The organism is Stutzerimonas stutzeri (genome assembly GCF_019090095.1).
Lineage (GTDB): Bacteria > Pseudomonadota > Gammaproteobacteria > Pseudomonadales > Pseudomonadaceae > Stutzerimonas > Stutzerimonas stutzeri_AN.
The window spans coordinates 1,986,714-2,011,809 of sequence record NZ_JAGQFP010000002.1 but is presented as its reverse complement, the minus strand read 5'-3'; the positions used below and the strand labels follow the sequence as shown (position 1 = coordinate 2,011,809).

Genomic DNA, 25,096 nt, shown 5'->3' with positions numbered 1-25,096 from the left:
ATGCCGACTCGGCGACGGTCCCGACTTCATATTTAGGGTGAATCACCTTGGCCAAGATCCTCGTAGTCACTTCCGGCAAGGGTGGCGTTGGTAAAACCACTTCCAGCGCTGCCATCGGTACCGGCCTCGCCTTGCGCGGCCATAAGACCGTCATCGTCGACTTCGACGTCGGTCTGCGCAACTTGGACCTGATCATGGGCTGCGAGCGGCGCGTGGTGTATGACTTCGTCAATGTCATCCAGGGCGACGCCACCCTTACCCAGGCCCTGATCAAGGACAAGCGCCTCGAGAACCTCTACGTGCTCGCGGCCAGCCAAACCCGTGACAAGGATGCCCTGACCCTCGAGGGTGTCGGCAAAGTCATCGACGAGCTGGCGCAGACCTTCGAATACGTGATCTGTGATTCGCCGGCCGGTATCGAAAAAGGCGCGCACCTGGCGATGTACTTCGCCGACGAGGCCATCGTCGTGACTAACCCCGAAGTGTCTTCGGTTCGCGACTCGGATCGCATGCTGGGCCTGCTGGCCAGCAAGTCCCGCCGTGCCGAGAATGGCGAAGATCCGATCAAGGAACACCTGCTGCTGACCCGCTACAACCCTGAGCGCGTGGTCAAGGGCGAGATGCTGGGTGTCGAGGACGTCGAAGAAATCCTGTCGATCCGCCTGCTGGGCGTGATTCCGGAATCTCAGGCGGTACTGAAGGCGTCCAACCAAGGCGTGCCGGTCATCCTCGACGACCAGAGCGACGCCGGCCAAGCCTACAGCGATGCCGTTGATCGGCTGCTGGGCAAGGAAGTCAGTCACCGCTTCCTCGATGTGAAGAAGCAGGGCTTCCTGCAACGACTGTTTGGAGGCCGCGAATGAACATCCTCGACTTCTTCCGCGAACGCAAGAAGAAGGAAACGCCAGCCACCATCGCCAAGGAACGCCTGCAGATCATCGTTGCCCACGAGCGCGGCCAGCGGACTCAGCCGGATTACCTGCCCGCCCTGCAAAAGGAGCTGGTCGAGGTGATCCGCAAATATGTGAACATCGACAGCGATCAGGTTCAGGTCGCCCTGGAAGATCAGGGCAGCTGCTCGATCCTCGAGCTGAACATTACCCTGCCGGATCGTTGAGCGACCGGGCAATGGCCCGCTCGCTTTCCACGGCACCATCATCGGCGACTTCGGTCGCCGATTGCGTTTGCGGAACCCCAAGATGCCCCTGAGCAACATCCAGATCGTCCACCAGGACGCCGCCTTGCTGGTGATCAACAAGCCCACCCTGCTGCTATCGGTGCCCGGCCGCGCCGATGACAACAAGGATTGCCTGGTCACCCGGATGCAGGAAAACGGCTTTCCCGAGGCGCGTATCGTTCATCGCCTGGACTGGGAAACCTCCGGCCTCATCGTGCTTGCACGCGACGCCGACAGCCACCGCGAGCTGTCCCGGCAATTCCATGATCGCGAAACCGAAAAAGCCTACACCGCGCTGTGCTGGGGCGAACCCGAGCAGGACAGCGGCAGCATCGACTTGCCGTTGCGTTACGATCCACCAACCAAGCCGCGGCACGTTGTCGATCATGAGCATGGCAAGCACGCCCTGACCTACTGGCAGGTGATCGAGCGGTGCGGTCATTACAGCCGCGTCGAGCTGACCCCGATCACTGGGCGCTCGCATCAGCTGCGCGTGCATATGCTGTCAATCGGTCATCCGCTGCTGGGCGATCGGCTCTATGCGCACGAACAGGCGTTGGCCGCGCATGAACGCCTGTGCCTGCACGCCAGCATGCTCTCCCTGACCCACCCGCAAAGCGGCGAGCGTTTGCGCTTCGATTGTCCGGCGCCCTTCTAACCCCACATCGGGTCAGAGAGCTACCGTCGAGCCAGCAGCGGCCAATACGGTAAACTCCCAGGCCTTGCAGTCAGGAGCTCGTCATGCGCGAAGAACTCAACCAGGGTCTGATCGACTACCTCAAGGCCTCCCCTACGCCGTTCCATGCCACCCGCAGCCTCGCGCGGAGCCTTCAAGCCGCGGGCTACGAGGCCTTGGACGAGCGCGAGACCTGGCATACCGAGCCCGGTGGCCGCTATTACGTCACCCGTAACGACTCCGCGATCATTGCCTTCCAGCTCGGCAGCAAGTCGGTCATCGAGCACGGCATGCGCATGGTGGGCGCCCACACCGACAGTCCCTGCCTGCGGGTCAAGCCGCAGCCGGAACTGCAGCGCCAGGGGTTCTGGCAGTTGGGTGTCGAAGTCTATGGCGGCGCATTGCTGGCGCCCTGGTTCGATAGAGACCTCTCCCTGGCGGGGCGCGTGACCTATAGCCGCGATGGCCGTATCGAAAGCCAGTTGATCGACTTCAAACTGCCGATTGCGGTCGTCCCGAGCCTGGCCATCCACCTGAATCGCGAGGCCAATCAGGGCTGGGCGATCAACCCCCAGAACGAGCTGCCGCCGATCCTGGCACAGGTCGCCAGCGAAGACCGGCCGGATTTTCGCGCTCTGCTCGCAGACCAGCTCGGTCGCGAGCACGGGCTGGTAGCCGATGTGGTGCTGGATTTCGAGCTGAGCTTCTACGATACCCAAGGCGCAGCCGTCATCGGCCTGAACGGGGACTTCATCGCCGGTGCACGACTCGACAACCTATTGTCGTGCTTCGCCGGCTTACAGGCCCTGCTGCGAGCCGGCCCAGAGGAAACCTGCGTACTGGTCTGTACCGACCATGAAGAAGTCGGCTCCATGTCCATGTGTGGCGCGGACGGGCCCTTCCTCGAACAGGTCCTGCGCCGTGTCCTGCCCGAAGGCGAAGCCTTTCAACGCAGCATCAACCGCTCGCTGCTGATCTCGGCCGACAATGCGCATGCGGTACATCCCAATTACGCCGACAAGCATGACGGTAATCACGGCCCGAAACTCAATGCCGGACCGGTCATCAAGGTCAACAGCAATCAACGTTATGCCACCAGCAGCGAAACCGCGGGGTTCTTCCGTCATCTGTGCCTGGAAAACGAAGTATCGGTACAGAGCTTCGTTACCCGCAGCGACATGGGTTGCGGCTCGACCATCGGCCCCATTACCGCCAGTCAGCTCGGTGTACGGACCGTCGATATCGGTCTACCGACCTTCGGCATGCATTCGATCCGCGAGCTGGCCGGCAGCCAGGACCTGACGCACCTGGTCAAGGTGCTCAGCGCCTTCTATTCGAGTCCCGACCTGCCCTGAGGCATCACCGGCAGACACCAGAGCGCCCGCATTCGCGTGGCCGCTTGTGCCGAATACGTGGCAATGCAGCCTGCCGTGCGACAACGGCAGGAACCCGGCCTCGATCTCGGCGTCACAGATTTGCCCTGGTTGCACCAAGCAGTCGGCGGATGCCTTGCAATGCCTCAAGGCAGCCTCCATAGTGGTTCTGCCTACGCCCGCTCAACCGGTACCGGCTGGCAGTGCAGGCCGTCGATGATTTTCTGCCACAGGCCACAACGCGATACTCCCATCTACACGTACCGCTTGCCGATTCGGTAAGGTGTGCTGCGGGGCTCGCCCTACCGTCCTGGTGTGAGAGGCGTCGCGGCATGCAAGCCGCAGGCTACCACCGGGCTATTGTTTTCCCGCCGGGCCCCCGTCCCGACACCCTAATTGATGGCCAACTATGCGTTATAACCCAGCCTCGCGCCGCCCTTCCGAGATGAAACGATCCTTGACTGCGGGCGTCGTTGCCCTGCTGCTAGGCCTGCAGGCGGCTATCGCCACGGCCAAACCCGCCGATGGGCATGACTGGGACTATCTGCAGCCTGATCGTGACCAGGTGATCGCCAGCCTCAACGTCGTAGAACTGCTCAAGCGGCACCACTACAACAAGCCGCCGCTCAATGATGCTCGCTCGGCGAAGATCTTCGACAGCTACATCAAGATGCTCGACCCGTCGCGCAGCTACTTCACCGCCGGCGATATCGCCGAGTTCGAAGCCTGGCGCAACGAGTTCGACAACTTTCTGAAGAACGGCAATCTCGAACCCGGTTTCGCGATCTACAAGGTGCACCTGGAGCGCCTGCAGAGCCGGCTCCGATATGCACTGAGCCTGCTGGAAAAAGGCGTGGACAGCTTCGACTTCACGCTCGACGAGGAGCTGCTGGTCGACCGAGAGAACGCCGCGTGGCCAAAGAACGAGCAAGAGCTGGACGATCTCTGGCGCAAGCGCGTCAAGGACGAAGTGCTGCGACTGAAGATCGCCGGCAAGGAGCCAAAGGCCATCGAAGAACTGCTTACCAAGCGCTACAAGAACCAGCTGTCGCGGCTCGAGCAAACCCGTGGTGAAGATGTCTTCCAGACGTACATCAACGCGTTCGCCCAGTCTTACGACCCACATACCCAGTACCTGTCGCCTGACAACGCGGAGAACTTCGACATCAACATGAGCCTTTCCCTGGAAGGGATAGGTGCCGTGCTGCAGAGCGACAACGAGTACGTGAAGGTGGTACGCCTGGTACCGGCAGGCCCTGCCGAGAAAAGCAAACAGATCGCTCCGGCCGACAAGATCGTCGGCGTAGGCCAGAACGACGAGGAAATCGTCGACGTCATTGGCTGGCGGCTCGACGAGGTGGTCAAGCTCATCCGCGGCCCTAAAGGCTCGGTCGTTCGTCTCGAAGTCATCCCCGCCAGCAATGCGCCCAATGATCAAAGCAGCAAGGTGGTAGCCATCACCCGTGAAGCCGTGAAGCTCGAAGAGCAGGCCGCGAAGAAGTCGATACTCAACCTCGAACAGGATGGCCATAGCTATAAGCTTGGCGTCATCGAAGTACCGGCGTTCTATCTCGACTTCAAGGCCCTGCGCGCGGGCGACAAGGAATACAAGAGCACCACCCGCGACGTTAGAAAGCTGCTGACGGAGCTCAAGCAAGAGAACGTCGACGGCGTCATCATCGACCTGCGCAACAACGGTGGAGGCTCGCTTCAGGAAGCCACTGAACTGACTGGACTGTTCATCGACCAGGGCCCGACGGTGCTGGTACGTAACAGTGATGGTCGCGTCGACGTGCTCGCTGACGAGCATCAAGGCGCGTTTTACAAGGGCCCGCTGGCGGTCCTGGTCAACCGTTTATCCGCGTCGGCTTCCGAAATCTTTGCCGGTGCCATGCAGGACTACCATCGTGCGCTGATCGTCGGTGGCCAGACCTTCGGCAAGGGCACCGTACAGACCGTGCAACCACTCAACCATGGTGAACTCAAACTCACCCTGGCGAAGTTCTATCGCGTCTCCGGGCAGAGCACGCAGCACCAGGGCGTGATTCCAGACGTTTCCTACCCTGCTGAGGTAGACACCAAGGAAATCGGCGAGAGCGCACTGCCCGAAGCGATGCCCTGGGACAGCATTCGGGCCGCTATCAACCCGGGCGCGAACCCGTTCAAGCCGTTCCTCGCAGAGCTCAAGGCCCGCCACGAAGCACGAACCGATCAGAATCCTGATTTCGTCTTTACCCGTGATCGCCTCGCATTGACCCAGGAACTTACCCACGAGACGACCATCAGCCTCAACGAAGAGAAGCGTCGCGCCCAGCAAGAGAGCATCGAAAAGCGTCAACTGGCGCTGGAAAACGCGCTGCGCAAGGCCAAGGGCGAAGAGCCACTGGCCAAGCTCGAGCGCGATGATGAAACGACTCCGCACGTGGAGGAAGACAAGAAGGTGAAACCCGAAGAGGACGCGTATCTCTCCGAAAGTGGTCGAATCCTGCTTGACTACCTGGGCTTGCAGAAGGCGGTAGCGAAAAATCAGTCCATCAGCCAGTAGATCCTGAATGTCATCAAAATGACATCATTGCGTCGTGAAATACGAAGGGCCGCCATTGTGCGGCCCTTCGCACATTTCACGGCCATCACGGGATCACCATGACCGTCACCGAGCAGTTGAGCACGCTGGATAACATCCTCGCTCACGGCGACATCACCAGCCTCTTCCAGCCCATCGTCTCGCTTTCACAGCGACGCGTTCTCGGCTACGAAGCGCTGACGCGCGGCCCTTCGAACACTGCGCTGCACTCCCCCATCAACCTGCTCGCGGCCGCCCGGCATGCCGGCCGGCTCAATGAACTGGAGATGACCTGCCGCGAAAACGCCTGCCACCGTTATAGCCAGCAGCAATTGCAGGGAAAACTGTTCCTCAACGTATCCCCGGAGACCTTGCTGGATGCCACCCACCGCCCCGGCTATACCTTGGAGCTGCTGCGCAAATACCGCATCCCGGCGGACCGGGTGGTCATCGAGCTGACCGAGCAAACGCCGACTGACGACTTCGAATTGCTCGACGCCGCGCTGCGTCATTACCGCGACATGGGCTTCTCGATTGCGCTTGATGATCTGGGCGCCGGCTATTCGGGATTGCGCATGTGGTCGGAGCTGCGTCCCGATTACGTCAAGATCGACCGCTACTTCATCGATGGCATTCACCGGGATGGGGTCAAGCGCGAGTTCGTCGAGTCGATCATGAAAATTGCAAGGGCCTCGCGAGCCCAGGTCATCGCAGAAGGGATCGAGCTGAGCGAAGAGCTCAGGGTCCTGTCCGAAATGGGCGTCGATCTGGTGCAAGGCTATCTGCTTGGCCGGCCGGAAGAAGAGCCAAGCCCCGATGCCGCCGTGAAGCTGCCGGAGCATGGCAATCGCAACGACGCCTCTTTGGAGGATCAGGCGGACCTGTCCGCGCTGGTTTTGAAACAGTCCGCGGTCGCCGTCTCGCGTCCGACGAGCGACGTTCTGGAGTTGTTCCGCCTGCAGGCGAACCTGAATTCTGTCGCCGTACTGGACGCGAGCGACATACCTGTGGGCATCGTCCATCGAAGCCTGTTGTCGGACGCGCTGCTCAAACCGTTCGCAACCGACTTGCTGGCACGCAAACCCATCAGCCGCCTGATGAGCGAAGATTTCCTGGCCGTGGAACTGGGTCAATCACTGCAACAGGTCAGCCGGCTTCTGACCAGCCGCGCCCGGCAACGCATCGACGAAGACTTCATCATCACCGTCGACGGGCGCTATCACGGCCTGGGTCGGGTAATCGACGTGCTCAAGCTGATCACGGAAATGAAGATACAGCAGGCGCGCCATGCCAACCCGCTGACGTTGCTGCCCGGCAATGTGCCTATCCAACAATGCCTATCGCGACTTTTGCGGCAGGGCCAGGAGGCGGTGATCTGCTACGTCGACATCGATCATTTCAAGCCCTTCAACGACCTTTACGGCTACGCCAAAGGCGACGAGGTGCTCCTGTGCCTCGCACATTGCCTGGATCAGCAGGTCGATCCGAGCTGTGACTTCGTTGGCCACATCGGCGGTGATGACTTTCTGCTGGTCATGAAATCCAAAGAGTGGTCGACGCGGATCAGCCAGTTGTTCATCGCATTCGAGCAGCGCTGTCGGTCGTTCTACCGAAATGACCATCTGGCAGAGGGCTGCTTTGTCGCCGAAGGGCGACAGGGCGGCCAGCAGCGCTATCCGCTGCTCTCACTCTCGGTCGGCGCCGTCCACCTCAGGCCCGACACCAAAGGGCAGCTCGATGCCGCCGGCCTGGCTGGACTCGCCTCGCAAGCCAAGCGTCGCGCCAAGCAGGAGGCCGGATACAGCCTCTATACGATCGAAACGGCGCCAGGTTCGGCGGAATATCAAAGCCCCGCTCTGGCTGCGCTGGCCTTGTAATACTCGGCTTGCTGGCGATCCGCGGGCAGGCCATGGCCGCCCGCGCTATAGAGCTGCGCCAGACGGGTCGCCGCCAATGGATGCCCGGCCTCGTCGGCGAGCTTCCACCACCGTGCCGCCTGGACGCCATCGGGACCGTGCGTGGCATCCTCGCTGAGACTGATGACGCCCATCTGATAGGCCGCCTTGGCATCGCCACGCTCGGCAGCGAGACATAACAGGCGAATGCCCTCGCGCCTGGCGCCGTAGCCCTGACCGCGGAACAGCAGCATATGACCGTAGAAGCTCTGTGCCTTGGGGTCGCCGATTGCGGCCATACGTGCGAACTGGCCTTCCATCCATCGCCATAGCTTGGGCTGTTGTACGGCCCGCCGGACGCCTAGCAGCTTGCGCGCGACCCCGTAACCCACGCGTGCTCGAACCTTGAGTAGCATTACAGCGCCTCCGGATAATCGAACTCAAAAACGCGAGCGACTTCGCCGGCATGCCAGGAGGCGGCAGCGGCCCCGTCGGCCGGGCCGGAGAATCGTCCAAGCCGAGCCGCGCATTCGAAGAATCCCGTACGCGGCAATCGGCTTGCACCCTGACTGATCACCAAAGCGCTGCGCAGTGGCCTATCGGCACGTGCATCCAGCGCTGCCAGGTGCTCCAGGGCGGCTGTCAGTGTCTGCATTGCCGGCGCGGGTAATTGCAGCCGCTCGACCAACGCGCGATACGTCACCAGATGCCGCTGACGTCGAGCATCGGTCAATTCGTCCAGCAGTGCCTGCCAGTGCGGACGGCTGATACGAATCGACGACGCAGCGCCTTTCAACTCTCCTGCGCCCATCCATCGATCTCCATCGCACGCGCCAGTGAACGGCGTATCGCCTCTCCCGGGTCTCTCTCACCGCTTTCGATAAGGTTCAGATAGGACGGACTGATGCCAACCGCTCGTGCCACGGCATCCTGCGCCATGCCTTTGGCTTCTCGCATCGCACGCAACTCACTGAATTTAGGCAAAACGGCCGCGGCTTGCTGCCCCGCGGTCGGGACAGGCCCCTTGCCACACGCCTTCAACAGTGCTTGATATTCATCCCAAGGCAGCACGGCATAGTCTGGTATGCCGTCACGCATGATGACCTGGACACTCATCCGCCACCCCGCTCGCTAATATTCCGTAAAGGCGAAGCTTAACAGTCTGGGAGTCGTTTTTAAGCGTAAACGCCCGCACTTAAGAGTGAATACGACGTGATTCGCCGATCGCTCCAAAGAATTAAACGCGCTACTCCTACGTCGGGCGGCGGCGCGTCTGGCTGACATCCTCCGCCATCGGCTCATCTGCCGAAGGTAACCGAGCGATGTCCGCCTGCACATCAGCCGATTGGTTGTCTCGCCAGGTCTGAAAAGCCTGGAGCTCGCCGGACCACTTGCGCATGACCCAGCCCAGGACAGCGAGATCATCAACGAAACCCAGGCCGGGAAGCCAGTCGGGAATGGCGTCCATCGGTGACAGGAAGTACAGCAGACCGGCTACCGCAGCGACCAGAGCAGGTTTGCTGATGGCTCGGTACTCGCCCCGCCACCACGCCACGCAGAGCGCTTGCAGCAGGCCTAGATCTTCGCGCAAGCCCTTGAGTAGCCCTCCCCGGGCAGAGCGCTTGCGAGCAACCGCCAGAAGCACCACAGGTAACCGGCCCTTGGCGAGTACCCGCTGCGCCATAGGAAGATATTTGAAGAATGTCCAAGGAGCTTTCATCGTCAATACCTCCCAAACCCGCGTGGAATAAGCACTTGGCGTTTATCCACAGAACCTGTGGATAACCTTGTGAACAGATTATGGATGACTGCTCCAAACGCCCGCCCGACGCGGCCTACAAACAGATCGATGGGTTTTTGTTCAGCGCAAATAAATCCTTTCAAATCAGCGAGTTAGCAACGCCGCAAAATTACCTGGATGGGTACTGCCGAATCGCTCGGTTACGCTTTCCAGAATGTGCATAACCGTAACATGTCAACGCTTTTTTAAGGCAATTTCGGCTTTAAAAGGACTAGACAAAGCCGGCTACTGGTTCTAATAGAGACAACGGACGATCACCAGCCGTTCAGCCTTATCAAACCTGGCTATACACCGATCCGTTTCTGGCCTCACCGCGTTTGCAACAGGAACAAAAAAGCCGGTCTCGCGACCGGCCTTCTTGAGCATGCCTCAATCGGTTTAGTTCAGGCTCAGTTTCGCGCGGTTCTTTTCCAGTGTCGCCGCACCAATGCCTTTGACTTCGAGCAGATCATCAACCGAGCTGAACGGGCCATGCGCTTCGCGGTAGGCGACGATAGCCTCCGCCTTCGCTGCGCCGATGCCCTTCAGCTCGCGGGTCAGGGTTTCAGCATCCGCCGTATTGAGATTGATTGCCACCGATTGAGTGGCAGCGACTTTCGCAGCTTCAACAGGCTCGGTTTTTTTCGCCGCGAAGCTGCCGGCCGATACGCTTGTGAGCAGTGCGAAGAGTGTTGCGCAGAGAACAGACTTGATCATTTTTCACATCCCTTTGATTGTCGAATAAACGACGCGGTACTCCATGCGCCGCCAGCACACTCTAAAACGCCAGGACCACAAGTCAAATCCGGACGGCCGTTGTGTGACCCACGCCGCGCTATGCCCAGACTCAGCGCATGACGTTGAACAGGCTCAAGCCGGCGATCTTCACGTAGCTTTGCTGGGCAGCTTCGAGCACGACCGTCTGCATGGAAAGCCGGGACAAGGCTTCGGCATAGTCGAGCTCACGCAAATCCGCCTGAACGCCTTTGTTGACCAGCGTGACATCCGCGTTATCGGTCTGGGTGGTTTCGATGACATTCAACCGCGCACCGATATTGCCGCGTGCGGCGTCGACGCTGACCATGCCATGGTCGAGGTTGGTCAGGGCGACAGCGACGGCGTCGCGTACGCCAGCGTTGTCGGTTGCCGGTTCTTCCAGAGCCTTGCGCAGGTTGGCGATGGTGTCGAGAACGCCTTGTTTAGGATTTCCGTTTTCAGGGATCGTAATGACCTCACCGGCAGTTGGTTGACCGCTGATGAAAAGCGTCACCCCGCCAACTACCAGTTTGTTCTCCTTTTTTTCGTCATTGTTCAAACTACCGGTGCTGATCACATTTCCACTGGCATCGGCGACGCTGTAGCTCTTCTCGTTCGGACTCGCGCCGAACGTAATCTCCAGACCACCAAGATCAGCAAACGAGACCTCATCACTGACCAGCGCGCCTGAAACCTTCAACGTCGAGGTAGCTTGATCAGAGACTGCCGCACCCAGACGCCCGGCATTCGTCACGCTTTCGAAAATGGATTTGCCGCTGTCACTGATAGGGATGCTAAGAGAGCTTGCGATCTGCAGTTTCCGCTGCCCCTCGTCGCCCTGGTAGCTGTAGCTACCGTCCGCTGCCCGGACGAAGGGTTGCGTTTTCCCCTGGAAACCCGCGAAGAGGTATTCACCACGCGCGTTACGGGTGTTCATCAGCGACAGCAGCTCGTCTTCACGCTCGCCGAGTTCTGCGGCAATGGCCTTGCGATCTTGTGGATCGAGCGCACCGTTACCGGCATTGACCGCCAGTTCGCGGACACGCTGGAGCACGGTATTGACCGAATTCAGGGTCACCTCTTCCTGCGTCAGGCTGTTCTTGGCGGCCGTCAGGTTGGAGTCATACTGGCCAAGCACATTCTGCTGCTGCTCAAGCTGAAGCAGGCGCACCGAGGCGACCGGGTCGTCGGCCGGCGTCAGGATCCGATTTCCCGTACTGATCTGCTCCTGGGTGCGCGTGGCATTGGAGTAGTTGCGCTGGATGCCGGTCACGCCGTTATTGAATGCTTGTAGGGTCGAGATGCGCATGGCCGGTCCTATTACCTGAAGGTACTGATCAATGTATCGAACATCGAGCGGGCAACTTGAATGATCTGAGCCGAGGCGTTGTAGTACTGCTCGAACTTGATCAAGTTAGCCGCTTCCTCGTCCAGGTTCACCGCTGAGAGCGAGTCCCGGTTGTCGGTGGCCTGTTTGAGGATGGCGCTCGTCGCATCGCTGTCCATGCGCGCCTGGGCGGTCAAGGTACCAACCCGCTCGACCAGCTCGCCGTAGCCGTCGGTGAAGCTGAAACCGCTTCCTGCCACGGCTGAGTCCACCCCGACGGTCTGCTTCGTCTGCAGGTCGACGAGTTTCAACGCATTGCGGTTGTCCGAGACGCCGCCCTGGTTGAAGGACAACGAGAAGCTATCGTTGGCCTTGGGCCGGCCGCTGACGCTGAAATCGAACTGATAGGTCGCCCCAGACGCGGCGGTGTAGGCCAATCGAACGGTATTGCTCGTACCGCCCTGAAGCGTCGGCTCCTGCGGGTTACCACTGCCGTCCACCAGCGGAGCGCCATTGGCATCGACATAAGCCCAGCCACTCGGCAGCGAGGCCGCACCGGTCAGGGTATAGCTGCCATCGGCATTGACGGTCGCGCTCAGATTCAGCCCGCTACCAAACGCTGTCTTGAGTTCGTTGAGATCGATCGGCGACGGCGCCGAGACCATATCGGGCTGGCCGATGGCGCCGGTACCCGCGTTTTGCAGGTTGTAGCGTGCACTGGCAACCGCCGCGAAGGCCAGTTGATCGGCCTGATCGAGGGTTACGCTGACATCGGCAGCGCCACGACGAGTCGGCTGCAACGTGAACTTGTCGCCAGCAGCGGGCAGCGGACTGCCCAGCGCAATCTGGAATCCCTGATCGCGCCCGTCCTGATCGGTAATGGTCAAGGGGCCGTTTGGCGCACCAGACACATTCATCAGTTGGCTGTCGCTGAGCCGACGAATCTTGTAACCAGCCCCGTCGTACTCCATGAGGTAGTCGCTGGTGGTCAGCGCGCTGGTGTTGGTGACGTTCAGAAGCGGCTGCGCGGTCGAGCTATTGCCGGCAAACGCCGTGACTCTGAGCTTCGCCAGTGCCGGTGCGTTGTAATCACCAAACAGGGCCTTGCCGACCTGCCCCTTCAGATCCAAGCCCTGCCCCAATTGGGTATTGACCTGATCACTCACCGACAGCGCAAGACGACCCAGCGAATTCATCGTCGAATCCAGCACTTCACTGCGATAACGGATCAACCCGCCCAGTTCGCCACCGGTGATCTGCGAGGTAATCCCCTGCCGCGAGCTACCGCTGACAAACTGAATCTCATGGCGATTGGGGTCGCCCTGTCCGGGAACGACTTCCAAGCGGCTGACGGTGCTACCCACCACCAGCGGCTGGCCAGTGCCCACCGAAATGTTGAAGCTGTTGTCGTCTTGCGGCGTTACGGTAACGCCGATGTAGGTCGAGAGCTGCCGCACCGCCTCGTCGCGCGCATCGAGCAAATCGTTGGGCTGTTGGCCGTTGGCCGACGCCGTGGCGATGGCATTGTTGAGGCTGCCGATGCTGCCCGCCAGGCGGTTGATCTGGTCGGTCACCGCCGCCATCTGCCTGTTGGTGAAATTGTTCTGCTCGCTCAGCCGGTCCGCCACGGTGTTGAAGCGGCGGGCAAGCCCTTCGGCCTCTGCCAGCACCAGCTGACGTGCCGGAATATTGGCAGGGTCCTCCGCAGCGGTCTGCATGGCCGAGAAGAACTTCTGCAGCGACGGCGTGATACCGGTCGTGCTGCCGGCCAGCAGGGAATCGAGCTGGTCGATCTGGCCTTTATAGGCCTGCACGTCACTGCTCAGCGACGTGCTGCTGCGCAGTTGGCTGGTCAGGAACTCGCTATAGCTGCGACGGATTTCCACCAGCGTCGTGCCCGAGCCGACATAGCCGGCACCGCTGAACTGCGGAACACGCGTCGCCTGAGAGGCATCCTGCCGGCTGAAGCCCGGCGTATTGACGTTGCTGATGTTGTGACCGGTGATGGACAGCTGGCTCTTGCTGGCGCTCAGACCGGACAGGCCAATGTTCAGTAAGTCAGCCATGATTAACCCCTAGTCCGCATGGCGGGCGCCGTACCGGCGTCGGCAATAGTCTGATAGGCCTGCACTTTGCGGGCGATCTGATTGATCTTGCGCGCATATTGCGGATCGGTCGCGTAACCGGCCCGCTGCAATTCGTTGACGAAACGTTCGGAGTTGCCTGACGCGCTGGCCACCTGGATCGCCGGCTTGTAGCGCTCGTTGTTTTCCAACATCCGCACGTAATCGTTGAAACTGTGTTCGAACGAGTCATAGGCCCGGAATCCAGCAACCTCTTTGGTCGCCTTGCCATTGACATACTCGGTCGTGGTCACCTTCGCCGAGGCGCCATCCCAGCCCGTGGCCTTGATACCAAACAGGTTATGGCTGTTGGTACCGTCCTTCTGCTTGATGATCGACTTGCCCCAGCCGGTCTCCAGCGCAGCTTGCGCGACGAGGAAGCGCGGCTCGACGCCAAGACGCTTGGCCGCCTTTTCTGCCATCGGCAGCATGGTTGCGATGAACTCGGCCGGTGAGCTGAAGCGCGTCTTGCCAGGCGCGCTCGCGTCAACGCCGTTGATCGTCAGAGGCGCATCCTTGGGCGCCGCGAAGGTGGTCGCCGGTTTCCAGTCGAGATTGACCAGCGGTTGCGCCTCGCCCTTCAGGTTGATCTGCTCAACCGGAGCCGCCGGCTCGCTTGGCGCATGCATGCGCTCGGCGAGCCGCCCCGGCAAGGCCAGACGACGCTGGTTAAGCAATTGAACATCGTTACGGCCAGGATCGACCGGCGCGATCTTGGCGTTGGGATTAGCCGACCATTTCGCGCCCTCGGTCTGCGCGACCTGGGCGAACGGATTCGGCTTTTCGCTGGGCTTCTGCTGCTTGGCCAGCTGGCGAACCAGGACATCGGCAAGCCCGATGCCACCGCCCTCCTTGGACAGGGTGACGGAGAGCTGCTGGTCATGCATGTCCTGATATTGCTTGCTGGCCTGGCTGTTGAACGGGTTGTCCTGGGACATGACTTCGGTCGCCGAGCGCATCGACTTGAGCATCTCGTTCATGAACAGGGACTCGAATTCCTGCGCTACTTTGCGCACGTTTTCTTCGCTGTCGCGGTCCTTGCCCACCTTGAGCTGATTCAACCGATTCAGGTCGGAGTAGCTACCGCTATCAGGCGCCTGCCGACTCACACCAAGACGATTTTCCATGTCCCTTTCCTCAGATCACGATCAGGTCTGCTTGCAGCGCACCCGCCTGTTTCAGCGCTTCGAGGATGGCCATCAGATCGCTGGGCGCAGCGCCCACCTGGTTCACCGCCCGTACGATCTCATCCAGCGTGGTACCCGGCCCGAACTTGAACATCGGCTTGGCTTCCTGTTCCGCCTTGACCTTCGAATTGGGCACGACCACGGTCTGCCCGTCCGACAGCGGATTCGGCTGGCTGACCTGCGGATCCTCCGAGATGGTGACGGTCAGGCTGCCATGGGTCACGGCCGCCGGTTGAACCCGAACGTTCTGCCCGATGACGATGGTGCCGGTACGCGAGTTGATGATGACCTTGGCCACCGCCTGCCCGACGTCAACCTCGAGGTTTTCCAGGATCGACAGGTAGTCCACGCGCTGGCTCGGATCCAGCGGCGCGGTGATGCTGATCGAGCCGCCATCGAGCGCCTGGGCCACGCCCGGGCCAAGCAGTTCGTTGATGTGATCGACGATGTTCTTGGCCGTGGTGAAATCCGGGCGGTTGAGATTCATCGTCAGGGTGGTGCCCTGGTTGAAGGCGGTGGGTACTGGCCGTTCAACCGTCGCGCCACCGGGGATCCGACCGGCCGAAGGAATATTGACGGTAATGCGCGAACCGTCCGCACCACCGGCATCGAAGCCACCCACGACGAGGTTGCCCTGAGCGATGGCGTAGACGTTGCCATCGATCCCCTTCAGCGGCGCCATCAGCAAGCTGCCGCCACGCAGGCTCTTGGCGTTGCCGATCGACGACACGGTGATGTCGATGGTCTGGCCCGGCTTGGCGAACGGTGGCAGCTCAGCGTGAATCGATACTGCCGCGACGTTCTTCAACTGAACATTGCCGCCGGCCGGCACCTTGATGCCGAACTGCGCCATCATGTTGTTGAAGGTCTGCACGGTGAACGGCGTCTGCGTGGTCTGGTCACCGCTGCCGTTGAGGCCGACCACCAGGCCGTAACCAATCAATTGGTTGCTACGCACCCCTTGAATGGTCGCGATGTCCTTCAGCCGCTCGGCGTGCGCGGGGATGGCCGCGACGCACAGCAGGGCCAGCAGGATCGAGCTGAACAGTTTCATTACCTGCACCTGCTTAGAATGGCCACAACGGGCTGATGAAGAAGCGATCCAGCCAACCCGGCTGGCTGGCATCGGCGAACGCGCCGGTACCGGAATAGGTGATGCGGGCGTCGGCGATGCGGGTCGAGGGCACGGTATTGTCGGTCGCGATATCGTCCGAGCGCACCAAGCCGGCAATGCGCACCAACTCGTCGCCGGTATTGAGCGTCATCCACTTCTCGCCGCGGATCGCCAGGATGCCGTTGGGCAACACATCGGAGACGGTCACGGTGATCGAGCCGGACAGGCTGTTGCTTTGCCCTGCCTGCCCCGAGCCGGAGGTATCGCGCGACGCTTCGTACTCGGCGCCGAGGCTCATATTGTTGCCGGTCAGCGGATTAGCCATCGACACGGCGCCGCCGAACAGCGAACCGAGGCCGATGTTGGCGTTGCTGTCCTTGGAGATCTTCGAGTTGGAATTCTTGCTTGCCTGCGTCTTCTCGTTGAGCGTGACGGTGATGATGTCGCCGACCCGATACGCCTTCCGATCGTCGTACAGATTGGTTTCGAACCCGGCCTGATAGATCGCGCCGTTGTTCTGTGCAGCCGGCAACGGCGTGCGCGGAAGCACCGGCGCGTAATACGGATCGTTGGGCTTCGGAGCCGGCGCCATGCAACCGGACAGGATCACGGCGGGCATCAACGGAAGGACAGACAACAAGCGGCGCATATTCACCTCAATCCAGCGGCTGATAGCTGTTACAGCTGCTGGGTAACGAAAGACAGCATCTGGTCGGCCGTGGAGATGACTTTCGAGTTCATCTCGTAGGCGCGCTGCGTGGTGATCATGTTCACCAGTTCCTCGACGACGCTGACGTTGGAGTTTTCCAGTGTGTTCTGCAGTACCGTGCCCAGTCCGTTGAGGCCCGGGGTGCTGACCTGTGGCGCGCCACTGGCAGCGGTTTCCAGGAACAGGTTGCTGCCCATGGCTTGCAGGCCAGCCGGGTTGACGAAGTCGGCGGTCTGAATGTTGCCGATGATCTGCGGCGCCGGGTTGCCCAGGGTGGTGACGGACACGGTGCCGTCCTCGCCCACGGTGAAGGTCTGAGTTTCCGGCGGCACGACGATGGCCGGTTCCAGGGCGTAACCGTTGGAGGTGACGATCTGGCCGTCAGCGTTCAGGTGGAAGCTGCCGTCACGCGAGTAGGACACGGTGCCGTCCGGCAACAGGACCTGAAAGAAGCCACGGCCATTGATCGCCATGTCGAGCGGCTGCTCGGTGGTCTGCAAGCTACCGGCGGTGAACTGCTTCTGGGTACCGACGATACGGACACCCGTACCCAGCTGCAGGCCGGACGGCAGTTCGCTGTCCTGGCTGGATTGTCCGCCCGGCTGACGGCGGATCTGATACAGCAGATCCTGAAATTCAGCCCGGTCTTTCTTGAAACCCGTGGTGGATACGTTGGCCAGGTTGTTGGAAATGGTCGTCAGGTTCATGTCCTGCGCGGACAAACCTGTCTTGCTCACCCACAGTGCTGGAAGCATGTTGTTCTCCTATGGCGCCGGAATCTGGGCGCGCCGCGTAGTTTGATTAGCTGATCTGCAAGACTCGGGCCGCAGCGGCACCATCTTCTTCTGCGGTGCGCATCATCTTCACGTGAAGCTCGAATTGACGGGACAGTGCGAGCATCGACGTCATCTCCGCCACGGCATTGACGTTGCTCGCCTCAAGGAAGCCTGAGGTCACGCGCACCGCCGCATCCGCCTCGACGGGCTTGCCATCTTTCATCCGGATCAGGCCGTCGGTGCCCTTCTCCAGCTGTTTGGGATCAGGATTGACCAGCTTCAGCCGATCGACCGTGACCACGACATTCGGGTCTTCACCCAGGGCGCGAATGCTGATCGAACCGTCGGCGCCGATTTCTACCTTCTCTTCCGGCGGTACCGCGATCGGACCGGCATTGCCGAGCACCGGCAAACCGTCGCCGGTCCTCAGCATGCCGAGCGTGTCGATGTTCAGGCTGCCGGTCCGGGCATAGGCTTCGCTGCCATCGGGTGCCTGAACAGCGATCCAGCCGTCGCCCTCGACGGCGACGTCCAGGTCCCGCCCGGTTTCCTGCAAGGTGCCGGAGCTGAAATCCGTCCCGGGGCGCTCGCTCATCGCATAGACACGTGCCGGAAAGCTGTCACCGAACACCTGCATCGAGCGCGCCTGCTCGAAGTCGCGACGGAAGCCCGTGGTCGAGATGTTCGCCAGGTTGTTGGCATGCGCCTGCTGGGCGCGAGAGTTCTGACTCGCCCCCGTCATCGCTACATAGAGCATCTTGTCCATGGAACCTCCGTTACACAAATTGACGCAAAGCAGATCGTTACTGATTGGTTCAGCAATAGGCATGCCAAAGAAGATGCCACCCCATAACACTTTGATTAACAAAGGATTAATGACAACAAAAAAGGCCCCGAAGGGCCTGTAAATCCTGAGGCGGCAATTTCCCGCCGCCTCGGTACGACTGCAGTCGATTACCGGAGATTGATGATCGTCTGGGTGATGGCGCTTTCGGTTTCGATGGTCTTCGCGTTCGCCTGGTAGTTGCGCTGCGCGACGATGAGGTTCACCAGCTGGTCCGACAGCTCGACGTTGGAATCTTCCAGCGCGCCAGCCTGCAATGAACCCAGCGTACCGCTACCAGGCGGGTTGCGCACCGGCTCACCGGATTCGAACGACTGTACCCACTGGGTCTTGCCGACCGGGGTCAGGCCCTGCACGTTGGCGAAGTTGGCCAGGATGATCTGGCCCTGCACCTTGGACTGACCATTGGTGTAGCGAGCGAAGATCTCACCCGACTCGCTGATTTCAAGGCCTGCCAGCTCACCCGTGGTGTAGCCGTCCTGCGCGACACTGTTGACGGCGAAGGCGCTGGCGTACTGGGTGGAGCCGCGCATGTCGACCGAGACATCCAGCCCGGCAGCGGGCGCCGCGTTGTTCAGCGACCAGCTGCCGTCGGTGTTGTGGACCGCAGGCTGCCAACCGGCAATCGCCGTGCTACCACTCGCCGGTGTGAGCAAGCTACCCGACGGGCTGAACTCGAGCGTGGTGCTGCTGGGTGCCGTGCTGTTGACCGGATCCGCCGGGTTGCGTCCGTCGATAAGCACATTCATCTGCCAGGTATTGGCCGTGCCGCTCTTGACGAAATACTGCGTCATGACGTGCGCATTACCCTGCTCGTCATAGATGTTCGTCGAGGTGGACGAGTTGTAACTCAAGGGATCAGCCGGATCGAACGGCGTATTGATCGGCTGGGTATTGGTCGAGTTGAGGTTGAACCCCTGGGTGACCTTGGTCGTGGCCTTGGGCTCCTGGCTGGCTGTCTGGATCTTCAGATCGCTGACTTGCCCGGTCTGGATGTTGCCGTTGGCATCGACCGAGTAACCCTGCAGGTGGTAGCCGAAGTTATCGACAAGGTTGCCTTGCTTGTCGGTCCCGAAGTAACCCGCACGGGTATAGCTCAGCGCGCCGTTATTGCTGACCTGGAAAAAGCCGTTGCCGTTGATCGCCAGATCCAGCGCGTTCTGGGTGTAGTTGATGTTGCCCTGGTTGAATTGCTGCGACACGTTGGCCAGCAGCACACCACTGCCCTGCGGATTCTTACCGGTGCCGAGCACGGACGAGGCGTACACATCGGCAAACTCTGCCCGTGACTGCTTGAAGCCCGCAGTACCGGCGTTGGCAATGTTGTTACCCGTGACGTTGAGGTCTTTGCTGGCGGCACGCATGCCGCTGAGGCCAATGTTGAACGACATGAATTGCTCCTGTTACCGGACCGGGCCGGCGATTACTGACCGATGACCTGGACTTGCGACAGCGCAATGCTGCCAACCCCGGCCAGGTTGAGCATCAGCTCCCCGCCGTTCTGTCCGAGAGTGACGCTGTCTACGTTGGCGGGAAGCAGGGTGTACAAACCCTTGGTTTCGCCCTGGTAGGTAGCTTGTGCTTCGAATTTGTACGCCCCCGGCGGCAAGGTCTTGCCGCTCGAGTCCTTGCCGTCCCACATGAACGAGACGTTGCCGGCTTCCTGTTGACCCATGTTGATCCGGTTGACGACGGTGCCGGCACTGTCATAGATGTTGACCGAAACATTGCTGCTGGATGTGGGCAAAACCAGGCTGGCCTTGAACGTCTCGCTGGTATCCACAACCGCCTTATCGGTCGGCACGATGACCTTGCGCCCTACCAGCGAAGACGCCTGCAGCGCCTGGGAAGACTGATACCCAGACAGCATCGTCTCCATGCTCGAATTCAGTTTCTCTACGCCTTCGACGGTACTGAACTGCGCCAGCTGCGCGATGAACTCGCCGTTCTCCTGTGGTTCGAGCGGGTTCTGGTTGTTCAACTGGGTGACCAGCAACTCGAGAAATTCGTTCTTGCCAAGATCCTTGCTCTTGGTTTCGCGATCCTTGATCTGGTACTGGTCGAGTACCGAACCGGTACCGCCGACGCCGCCTGTCGTGCTCATGGCTATCTCTCGTTAGGGTTACTGACCCAGGGTCAGAACTTTCTGCAGCATGGTCTTGGCTGTGTTCATCAACTCAGCGTTGGTCTGGAACGAACGGCTTGCGGAAATCATGTCGGCCATCTCTTCGACGACATTGACGTTGGGGTAATAAACGTAGCCTTCGGCATTCGCCGCCGGATGATTCGGCTCGTAACGCGCCTGCAGCTCACTTTGATCCTCGACGACGCCCAGCACCTGGACGCCCACACCCGCCTGGCCTTGATCGGCGAACAGCGACTGGTCGGGCTGTCCATTGGCCTGCTGCAGCATGGTCGCGAACACCGGATGACGAGCGCGATAGGTCTGGTCGACACTGGACGACACCGTTTCGGCGTTGGCGATGTTGCTGGAGATAGTGTTCAGGCGCGTGCTCTGCGCGCTCATGCCGCTGCCGGCGATATTGAATACGTTGCCAAGGGACATGGTGGTCGCTCCTGTTATTCGCCGCGCAGGGCGCCGATCAGCCCCCTGAACTTACTGTTGAGCAAGGTGAAGCTTGCCTGGAAATCGATGGCATTCTCGGCGTAAGCGGCCTGCTCGACCTGCGCATCGACCGTGTTCTGATCCAGCGAAGCATGCGCCGGCGTACGAAAGCGCAACCCGGGATCGGCGATCTCCATGCCTTCGGCAGCAATGTGCTTGCTGCTGGTCAGCGTTACGCCAAAGTCGCCGCGGTTCTTGCTGCTCTGCGCGGCGAGGACCGAACTGAAATCCAGGTCCCGCGCCTTGTAGTTGGGCGTGTCGGCGTTAGCGATATTGTTGGCCAGCACCTCGGCGCGCTGGGCGCGGAAACCGAGCGCCTTCTCGTGAATGCCGAGCGCTTTGTCGAAACTGATGCTCATGATCTGGACCTCTGCCGGATACAAGTCTGCCTGACAAAGCATGAGCAAACGCCGTGCCACATTAGCAAAGCGCTGATATATCGAGGTTTTTCTGATCAGAGCGATCGATAGGCGTCAAAAGCGGCAAGGCTTTTCCCTCTGCTTTGCCGCTTTGGGCCGGCCGCCGACAGAATTCTGCCGCGCCTGACTGGGAGGAGATTACTTTGCTTTGTAGATGATGCCCGGGCTGCACTGCACCATCTGGTAAAGCTCCGGAAGCCCGTTCAGGGCCTCGGACGCACCGAGGAACAGATACCCCCCAGGCTTCAGCGTGGCGTGAATACGCTTGAGGATGTCTTTTTTCACATCCGCGGAAAAATAGATGAGTACGTTCCGGCAAAAGACCACATCGAACTTACCCAGCACGGCGTAGCTATCCAGCAAATTCTGGACACGGAATTCGACGCGACTGCGAATGGCGGGCTTGACCACCCACCGTCCCGGCGTCTTGACATCGAAATAGCGCTGCAAACGATCGCTCGACAGCCCCCGTGCGATCGCCAGACTGTCGTACTCGGCCGCCTTGCTCGCCGCCAACATCGCACCGGAAAGCTCGGTGGCAACGATCTGAACGGCCAGTTTGGGCTGGCTGGGACTGTTGCGCTCATACTCATCGACGGTCATCGACAACGAGTAAGGCTCCTGCCCCGACGAGCAGGCTGCCGACCAGATGCGCAGTCGTTGCCCAGCCGCCGTTTTGAGCAGCTCCGGCAACACACGGCTTTTCATGACTTCGAACGGATAGGTGTCACGAAACCAGAGCGTTTCGTTAGTGGTCATCGCATCGACGACCTGCTCCCTCAGACCGCTTCGCGGTTGCGCCTGAATCTTCCTGACCAAGTCGCCCAGGGTCTTGAGCCCCTGCTGCTCCATGAGCTTGTTCAGCCTGCTCGATACAAGGTATTGCTTGTTGTTACCCAGCAGAATGCCGCAGGTTTTCTCGAGGAACACTCGGAATTGATCGAAATCCGGATCGCCTGACACTAATAATGCCCACCAGTCGTATTAAGAGGACATAGCCTCATTTTCTATCCGTTGTCCGGATTCGCTCTATCACACGGTTGGCCAGCTCATCGGCCTGAAACTTCGCGAGAAAATCGTCCGCACCGACACGCTTGACCATGCTCTGGTTGAACACGCCGGAAAGGGAAGTATGCAGCAGAATGTGCATATCACGCATGACGGGATCCTGACGCACCTCGGTCGTTAATGTATAGCCATCCATTTCCGGCATCTCGATATCGGAAATCATCATGACGAATTCCTGGGATGGCGTTTTACCTTCGGCCACCAGGGAGCGGAGATAATTCAACGCTTGACGCCCATCATTCTGGGCTACCACTTCGATGCCCAGATTCTGTAGACAACGAATAATCTGCTTTCGCGCAACGGACGAGTCGTCCACGATCAACACACGACTGGTGGAGGCTTTGCTGGTGGTTTCCTCATCAGAAATGCCCACCGAGAGTTGCTCGGATACCGGCGCCACCTCGGCAAGCACTTTCTCCACGTCGATGATTTCGACCATTTGCCCGTCGACATGGGTCACGGCGGTCAGGTAGTGATCATGACCAACGCCCTTGGGCGGCGGCAGGATCGCCTCCCAGTTCATGTTGACGATCCGCTCGACCGAACGCACGAGAAAGCCAAGGACCTTGGTGTTGTACTCCACGATGATGGCGAAGCTGTTTGGCAGATCACCAAGCGCCTGTTTACCGGTGGCGAGCGAAAGGTCGAGGATCGAGAGCGTATTGCCGCGGATGTTCGCAACGCCCCGAACGACCGGACTGGACCGAGGCATGATGGTTAGCCGTGGGCACTGCAGCACTTCTTTGACCTTGAAGACATTGATGCCGTAGAGCTGCTTTCCATCCAACCGGAACAACAACAGTTCCAAACGATTCTGTCCCACCAGCTGTGTGCGCTGGTTAACCGAATCCAATATACCGGCCATGCCAGTTTCCTCTCGCTTGCAAAATGGTAGTCGAGTCATGAAGCCGGGCCTGACGGCACGCGCCTTGCTTAGGCCATGACATGAGCAAACAAATGACTTTTTTCCGGCATCCCTGCAAGGCAATCTGCCATGCGTTCCTATTACCGGCCTTGTGTGGGCTGAGCCCGTTCGCTGACTCGGCAAGCGTGACACGACCTGAACAGCTTATCGACGCGACCCGAGACTTTCTTGAGCGCGAGGTGAATGACTATTTGCAGCGTAGCCAAATCCAGGCCCGCTACGAAATCGAAGTCAACCGCCTCGATCCCCGCCTGCGTCTGGCCGACTGTGACGAGCCGCTGTCGGCCAAGCTGGAGAGCCCGGCGCAGCCCGTCGGCCGCGCGACCGTACGAGTCAGCTGCGAGGGTTCCACGCCATGGTCCGTTTTCGTTCCTGCTCAGGTTCATTTGTTCCGCGAAGTGATCGTCGCTCGGCGTCCGCTGGCTCGCGAAAGCGTCATCGAACAAGCCGATGTCACGCTTGCAGAACGCGATGTGGGATTGCTGACTCAAGGCTACATGACTGCGTTCGATCAGGTACTCGGTAATAAAGTGACTCGCAGCGCCCTGCCCGATCAAGTGCTGCCTCCGACGTATATCTCCGCTGCCGAAGTGGTCCGCAAAGGCGATCAAGTGGTAATCAGCGCGAAAAATCCGACGATAAATGTGAGAATGCCCGGCGAGGCCTTGTCCGATGGCGCACTCGGTAGCCAGATCCGGGTCAAAAACCAAGGTTCTGGGCGAACGATCAAGGCCCGAGTGACAGGCCCCGGCCAGGTGGAAGTCGCCATGTAAGCGCATGAAGCGCGACGACGCAGCCATCGGCCGAAAAAAGACTAAAGTTTTTTTAGGATTTGCCGAAAAGCAGGCAAGCGTCCTGACTTATTCGAGGTTTCGATCATGGCTATCGATTTCAACCGGCCCAATAGCGCCGTCAATTCACCCAATAGCGGGCGCAGCAGCAGCGTCCAGAACAGCGAACGCCCAGCCGCTCAGCAAGCTCCCGCTGAGACCGCGAAGAGCACTGGCGGCGCAGCAGTAGCTGGCGAGAGCGTCCAACTCAGCCCACAGGCGCAGCGCTTGCAGCAAACGGCACAGCAGCTGAGCCAGGAGCCTGCGGTCGACCAGGAGCGCGTGGCGCAGATCAAGCAGGCCATCGCCGATGGCAGCTATCAGGTAGACAGTCAGCGCGTGGCGTCCAAGCTGCTCGCTTTTGAAAATCAGCGCTAAGCCTTTGCCAGCGGGTAGTAGCCAGGCGTCGGCGCGTTAGAGGCCACTATGCAAGACACCGAAGTGCTTCAGCAGCTCACCGACGATATCGACATTGCCGGAAAACTTCTTGAGCTCACCAATGCCGAGTACCAGGCACTCGCTGAGCGCAACCTCGCCGGGCTCGAACAGCTGCTCACCCAAAAGCAGACGCTTCTGGCGCTGCTGGGCCAGCACGGTTCTCGGCGCACCCAGATACTTGCCCATGCCCAGTTGAGTGCCGACCGGAACGGTTTGGCGGCATTTGCTGCACGCTCAGCGCAAGGCGAGCAAATTCTCGCCCAAGCGGATCAGCTGGATCAGGTTCTCGAGGCCTGCCGGAGCGCCAACGAGCGCAACGGAAAGTTGATTCGCGCCAACCAGAGCGCGGTCGGAAGCATGTTGCGCGTACTGCAAGGCAGCAACCAGACCCCCGATCTTTATGATCGTAGAGGCGCCGCTGCCAGAAGCGCCAGCCATCGCCCACTCAGCCAGGCCTGACGCATACACGCCCAATAACATCAAAATGCTA

General features: G+C 60.1%; 27 protein-coding genes. 9 read left to right on the top strand and 18 right to left on the bottom strand.

Annotated features, from left to right (window positions below; translation table 11 throughout):
* The first annotated feature begins 47 nt into the window (after nt 1-47).
* The 6 genes from minD to KVO92_RS19055 all read left to right on the top strand — a co-directional run bounded on the left by minD (nt 48) and on the right by KVO92_RS19055 (nt 7,666).
* Nucleotides 48-863: a septum site-determining protein MinD gene (minD, locus tag KVO92_RS19080; RefSeq protein WP_217477079.1), complete on the top strand. Its 816-nt coding sequence runs from the start codon at nt 48-50 to the stop codon at nt 861-863.
* Nucleotides 860-1,117: a cell division topological specificity factor MinE gene (gene minE / locus KVO92_RS19075; RefSeq protein WP_217477078.1), complete on the top strand. Its 258-nt coding sequence runs from the start codon at nt 860-862 to the stop codon at nt 1,115-1,117. Before minD ends, minE begins: the two co-directional genes overlap by 4 nt.
* 82 nt (nt 1,118-1,199) lie before the next feature.
* Nucleotides 1,200-1,835, top strand: coding sequence for an RluA family pseudouridine synthase (locus KVO92_RS19070; RefSeq protein ID WP_217477077.1), 636 nt, complete (start codon nt 1,200-1,202; stop codon nt 1,833-1,835).
* An 83-nt stretch (nt 1,836-1,918) separates the two neighbouring features.
* A complete protein-coding gene (locus KVO92_RS19065; protein WP_217477076.1) occupies nt 1,919-3,208 on the top strand; it encodes a M18 family aminopeptidase in 1,290 nt (429 codons plus the stop codon).
* 463 nt (nt 3,209-3,671) lie between these two features.
* Nucleotides 3,672-5,771 (top strand): carboxy terminal-processing peptidase, encoded by a 2,100-nt coding sequence (locus tag KVO92_RS19060; RefSeq protein ID WP_217477075.1) that lies wholly within the window; start codon nt 3,672-3,674, stop codon nt 5,769-5,771.
* Between the two features lie 98 nt (nt 5,772-5,869).
* Nucleotides 5,870-7,666: a bifunctional diguanylate cyclase/phosphodiesterase gene (locus KVO92_RS19055; protein ID WP_217477074.1), complete on the top strand. Its 1,797-nt coding sequence runs from the start codon at nt 5,870-5,872 to the stop codon at nt 7,664-7,666.
* On the opposite strand, the gene KVO92_RS19050 is transcribed toward KVO92_RS19055, so the two are convergent.
* The 18 genes from KVO92_RS19050 to KVO92_RS18965 form a co-directional block, all read right to left on the bottom strand.
* Nucleotides 7,633-8,100, bottom strand: a complete 468-nt coding sequence (locus KVO92_RS19050) for a tetratricopeptide repeat protein (RefSeq protein ID WP_217477073.1) — start codon at nt 8,098-8,100, stop codon at nt 7,633-7,635. The genes KVO92_RS19055 and KVO92_RS19050 overlap by 34 nt on opposite strands.
* Entirely contained in the window at nt 8,100-8,495 is a 396-nt protein-coding gene (locus KVO92_RS19045) for a hypothetical protein (RefSeq protein WP_217477072.1), read from the bottom strand. The genes KVO92_RS19050 and KVO92_RS19045 overlap by 1 nt, the downstream gene beginning before the upstream one ends.
* Nucleotides 8,477-8,800, bottom strand: a complete 324-nt coding sequence (locus tag KVO92_RS19040) for a helix-turn-helix domain-containing protein (RefSeq protein WP_217477071.1) — start codon at nt 8,798-8,800, stop codon at nt 8,477-8,479. The genes KVO92_RS19045 and KVO92_RS19040 overlap by 19 nt, the downstream gene beginning before the upstream one ends.
* 136 nt (nt 8,801-8,936) lie before the next feature.
* On the bottom strand, nt 8,937-9,404 hold the full coding sequence (locus KVO92_RS19035; RefSeq protein WP_217477070.1) for a YkvA family protein: 468 nt from the start codon (nt 9,402-9,404) through the stop codon (nt 8,937-8,939).
* Between the two features lie 459 nt (nt 9,405-9,863).
* Nucleotides 9,864-10,181, bottom strand: a complete 318-nt coding sequence (locus KVO92_RS19030) for a ComEA family DNA-binding protein (RefSeq protein ID WP_217477069.1) — start codon at nt 10,179-10,181, stop codon at nt 9,864-9,866.
* 130 nt (nt 10,182-10,311) lie between these two features.
* Nucleotides 10,312-11,529 carry a flagellar hook-associated protein FlgL gene (gene flgL, locus KVO92_RS19025; RefSeq protein ID WP_217477068.1) on the bottom strand — a complete coding sequence of 406 codons (1,218 nt, stop codon included), beginning with the start codon at nt 11,527-11,529 and terminating at the stop codon, nt 10,312-10,314.
* 11 nt (nt 11,530-11,540) lie between these two features.
* Nucleotides 11,541-13,613 carry a flagellar hook-associated protein FlgK gene (gene flgK / locus KVO92_RS19020; RefSeq protein ID WP_217477067.1) on the bottom strand — a complete coding sequence of 691 codons (2,073 nt, stop codon included), beginning with the start codon at nt 13,611-13,613 and terminating at the stop codon, nt 11,541-11,543.
* Nucleotides 13,614-13,615: 2 nt separating this feature from the next.
* Nucleotides 13,616-14,797, bottom strand: a complete 1,182-nt coding sequence (gene flgJ, locus KVO92_RS19015; protein WP_217477066.1) for a flagellar assembly peptidoglycan hydrolase FlgJ — start codon at nt 14,795-14,797, stop codon at nt 13,616-13,618.
* A 10-nt stretch (nt 14,798-14,807) separates the two neighbouring features.
* A complete protein-coding gene (locus tag KVO92_RS19010) occupies nt 14,808-15,911 on the bottom strand; it encodes a flagellar basal body P-ring protein FlgI (RefSeq protein ID WP_217477065.1) in 1,104 nt (367 codons plus the stop codon).
* A 13-nt stretch (nt 15,912-15,924) separates the two neighbouring features.
* The gene (gene flgH / locus KVO92_RS19005) at nt 15,925-16,620 is read right to left on the bottom strand and encodes a flagellar basal body L-ring protein FlgH (RefSeq protein ID WP_217477064.1); all 696 of its coding nucleotides are present in this window, start codon (nt 16,618-16,620) and stop codon (nt 15,925-15,927) included.
* 29 nt (nt 16,621-16,649) lie between these two features.
* Nucleotides 16,650-17,435: a flagellar basal-body rod protein FlgG gene (flgG, locus tag KVO92_RS19000; RefSeq protein ID WP_021208516.1), complete on the bottom strand. Its 786-nt coding sequence runs from the start codon at nt 17,433-17,435 to the stop codon at nt 16,650-16,652.
* 46 nt (nt 17,436-17,481) lie between these two features.
* Nucleotides 17,482-18,222, bottom strand: coding sequence for a flagellar basal-body rod protein FlgF (gene flgF / locus KVO92_RS18995; protein ID WP_217477063.1), 741 nt, complete (start codon nt 18,220-18,222; stop codon nt 17,482-17,484).
* 188 nt (nt 18,223-18,410) lie between these two features.
* Nucleotides 18,411-19,691, bottom strand: coding sequence for a flagellar hook protein FlgE (flgE, locus tag KVO92_RS18990; protein WP_217477062.1), 1,281 nt, complete (start codon nt 19,689-19,691; stop codon nt 18,411-18,413).
* A gap of 32 nt (nt 19,692-19,723) precedes the next feature.
* On the bottom strand, nt 19,724-20,404 hold the full coding sequence (gene flgD, locus KVO92_RS18985) for a flagellar hook assembly protein FlgD (protein ID WP_217477061.1): 681 nt from the start codon (nt 20,402-20,404) through the stop codon (nt 19,724-19,726).
* Nucleotides 20,405-20,422: 18 nt separating this feature from the next.
* Nucleotides 20,423-20,866 carry a flagellar basal body rod protein FlgC gene (gene flgC / locus KVO92_RS18980; protein ID WP_217477060.1) on the bottom strand — a complete coding sequence of 148 codons (444 nt, stop codon included), beginning with the start codon at nt 20,864-20,866 and terminating at the stop codon, nt 20,423-20,425.
* A 14-nt stretch (nt 20,867-20,880) separates the two neighbouring features.
* Nucleotides 20,881-21,285 carry a flagellar basal body rod protein FlgB gene (gene flgB, locus KVO92_RS18975; protein WP_217477059.1) on the bottom strand — a complete coding sequence of 135 codons (405 nt, stop codon included), beginning with the start codon at nt 21,283-21,285 and terminating at the stop codon, nt 20,881-20,883.
* A gap of 198 nt (nt 21,286-21,483) precedes the next feature.
* Nucleotides 21,484-22,308 (bottom strand): CheR family methyltransferase, encoded by an 825-nt coding sequence (locus tag KVO92_RS18970; RefSeq protein WP_217477058.1) that lies wholly within the window; start codon nt 22,306-22,308, stop codon nt 21,484-21,486.
* 37 nt (nt 22,309-22,345) lie between these two features.
* A complete protein-coding gene (locus tag KVO92_RS18965; protein ID WP_217477057.1) occupies nt 22,346-23,278 on the bottom strand; it encodes a chemotaxis protein CheV in 933 nt (310 codons plus the stop codon).
* A gap of 80 nt (nt 23,279-23,358) precedes the next feature.
* On the opposite strand from KVO92_RS18965, the gene flgA reads away from it, so the two are divergent.
* The 3 genes from flgA to KVO92_RS18950 all read left to right on the top strand — a co-directional run bounded on the left by flgA (nt 23,359) and on the right by KVO92_RS18950 (nt 25,065).
* On the top strand, nt 23,359-24,111 hold the full coding sequence (flgA, locus tag KVO92_RS18960) for a flagellar basal body P-ring formation chaperone FlgA (protein ID WP_217477056.1): 753 nt from the start codon (nt 23,359-23,361) through the stop codon (nt 24,109-24,111).
* 105 nt (nt 24,112-24,216) lie between these two features.
* Nucleotides 24,217-24,546 carry a flagellar biosynthesis anti-sigma factor FlgM gene (gene flgM / locus KVO92_RS18955; RefSeq protein WP_217477055.1) on the top strand — a complete coding sequence of 110 codons (330 nt, stop codon included), beginning with the start codon at nt 24,217-24,219 and terminating at the stop codon, nt 24,544-24,546.
* 48 nt (nt 24,547-24,594) lie between these two features.
* The gene (locus KVO92_RS18950; protein ID WP_217477054.1) at nt 24,595-25,065 is read left to right on the top strand and encodes a flagella synthesis protein FlgN; all 471 of its coding nucleotides are present in this window, start codon (nt 24,595-24,597) and stop codon (nt 25,063-25,065) included.
* Nucleotides 25,066-25,096: the final 31 nt, after the last annotated feature.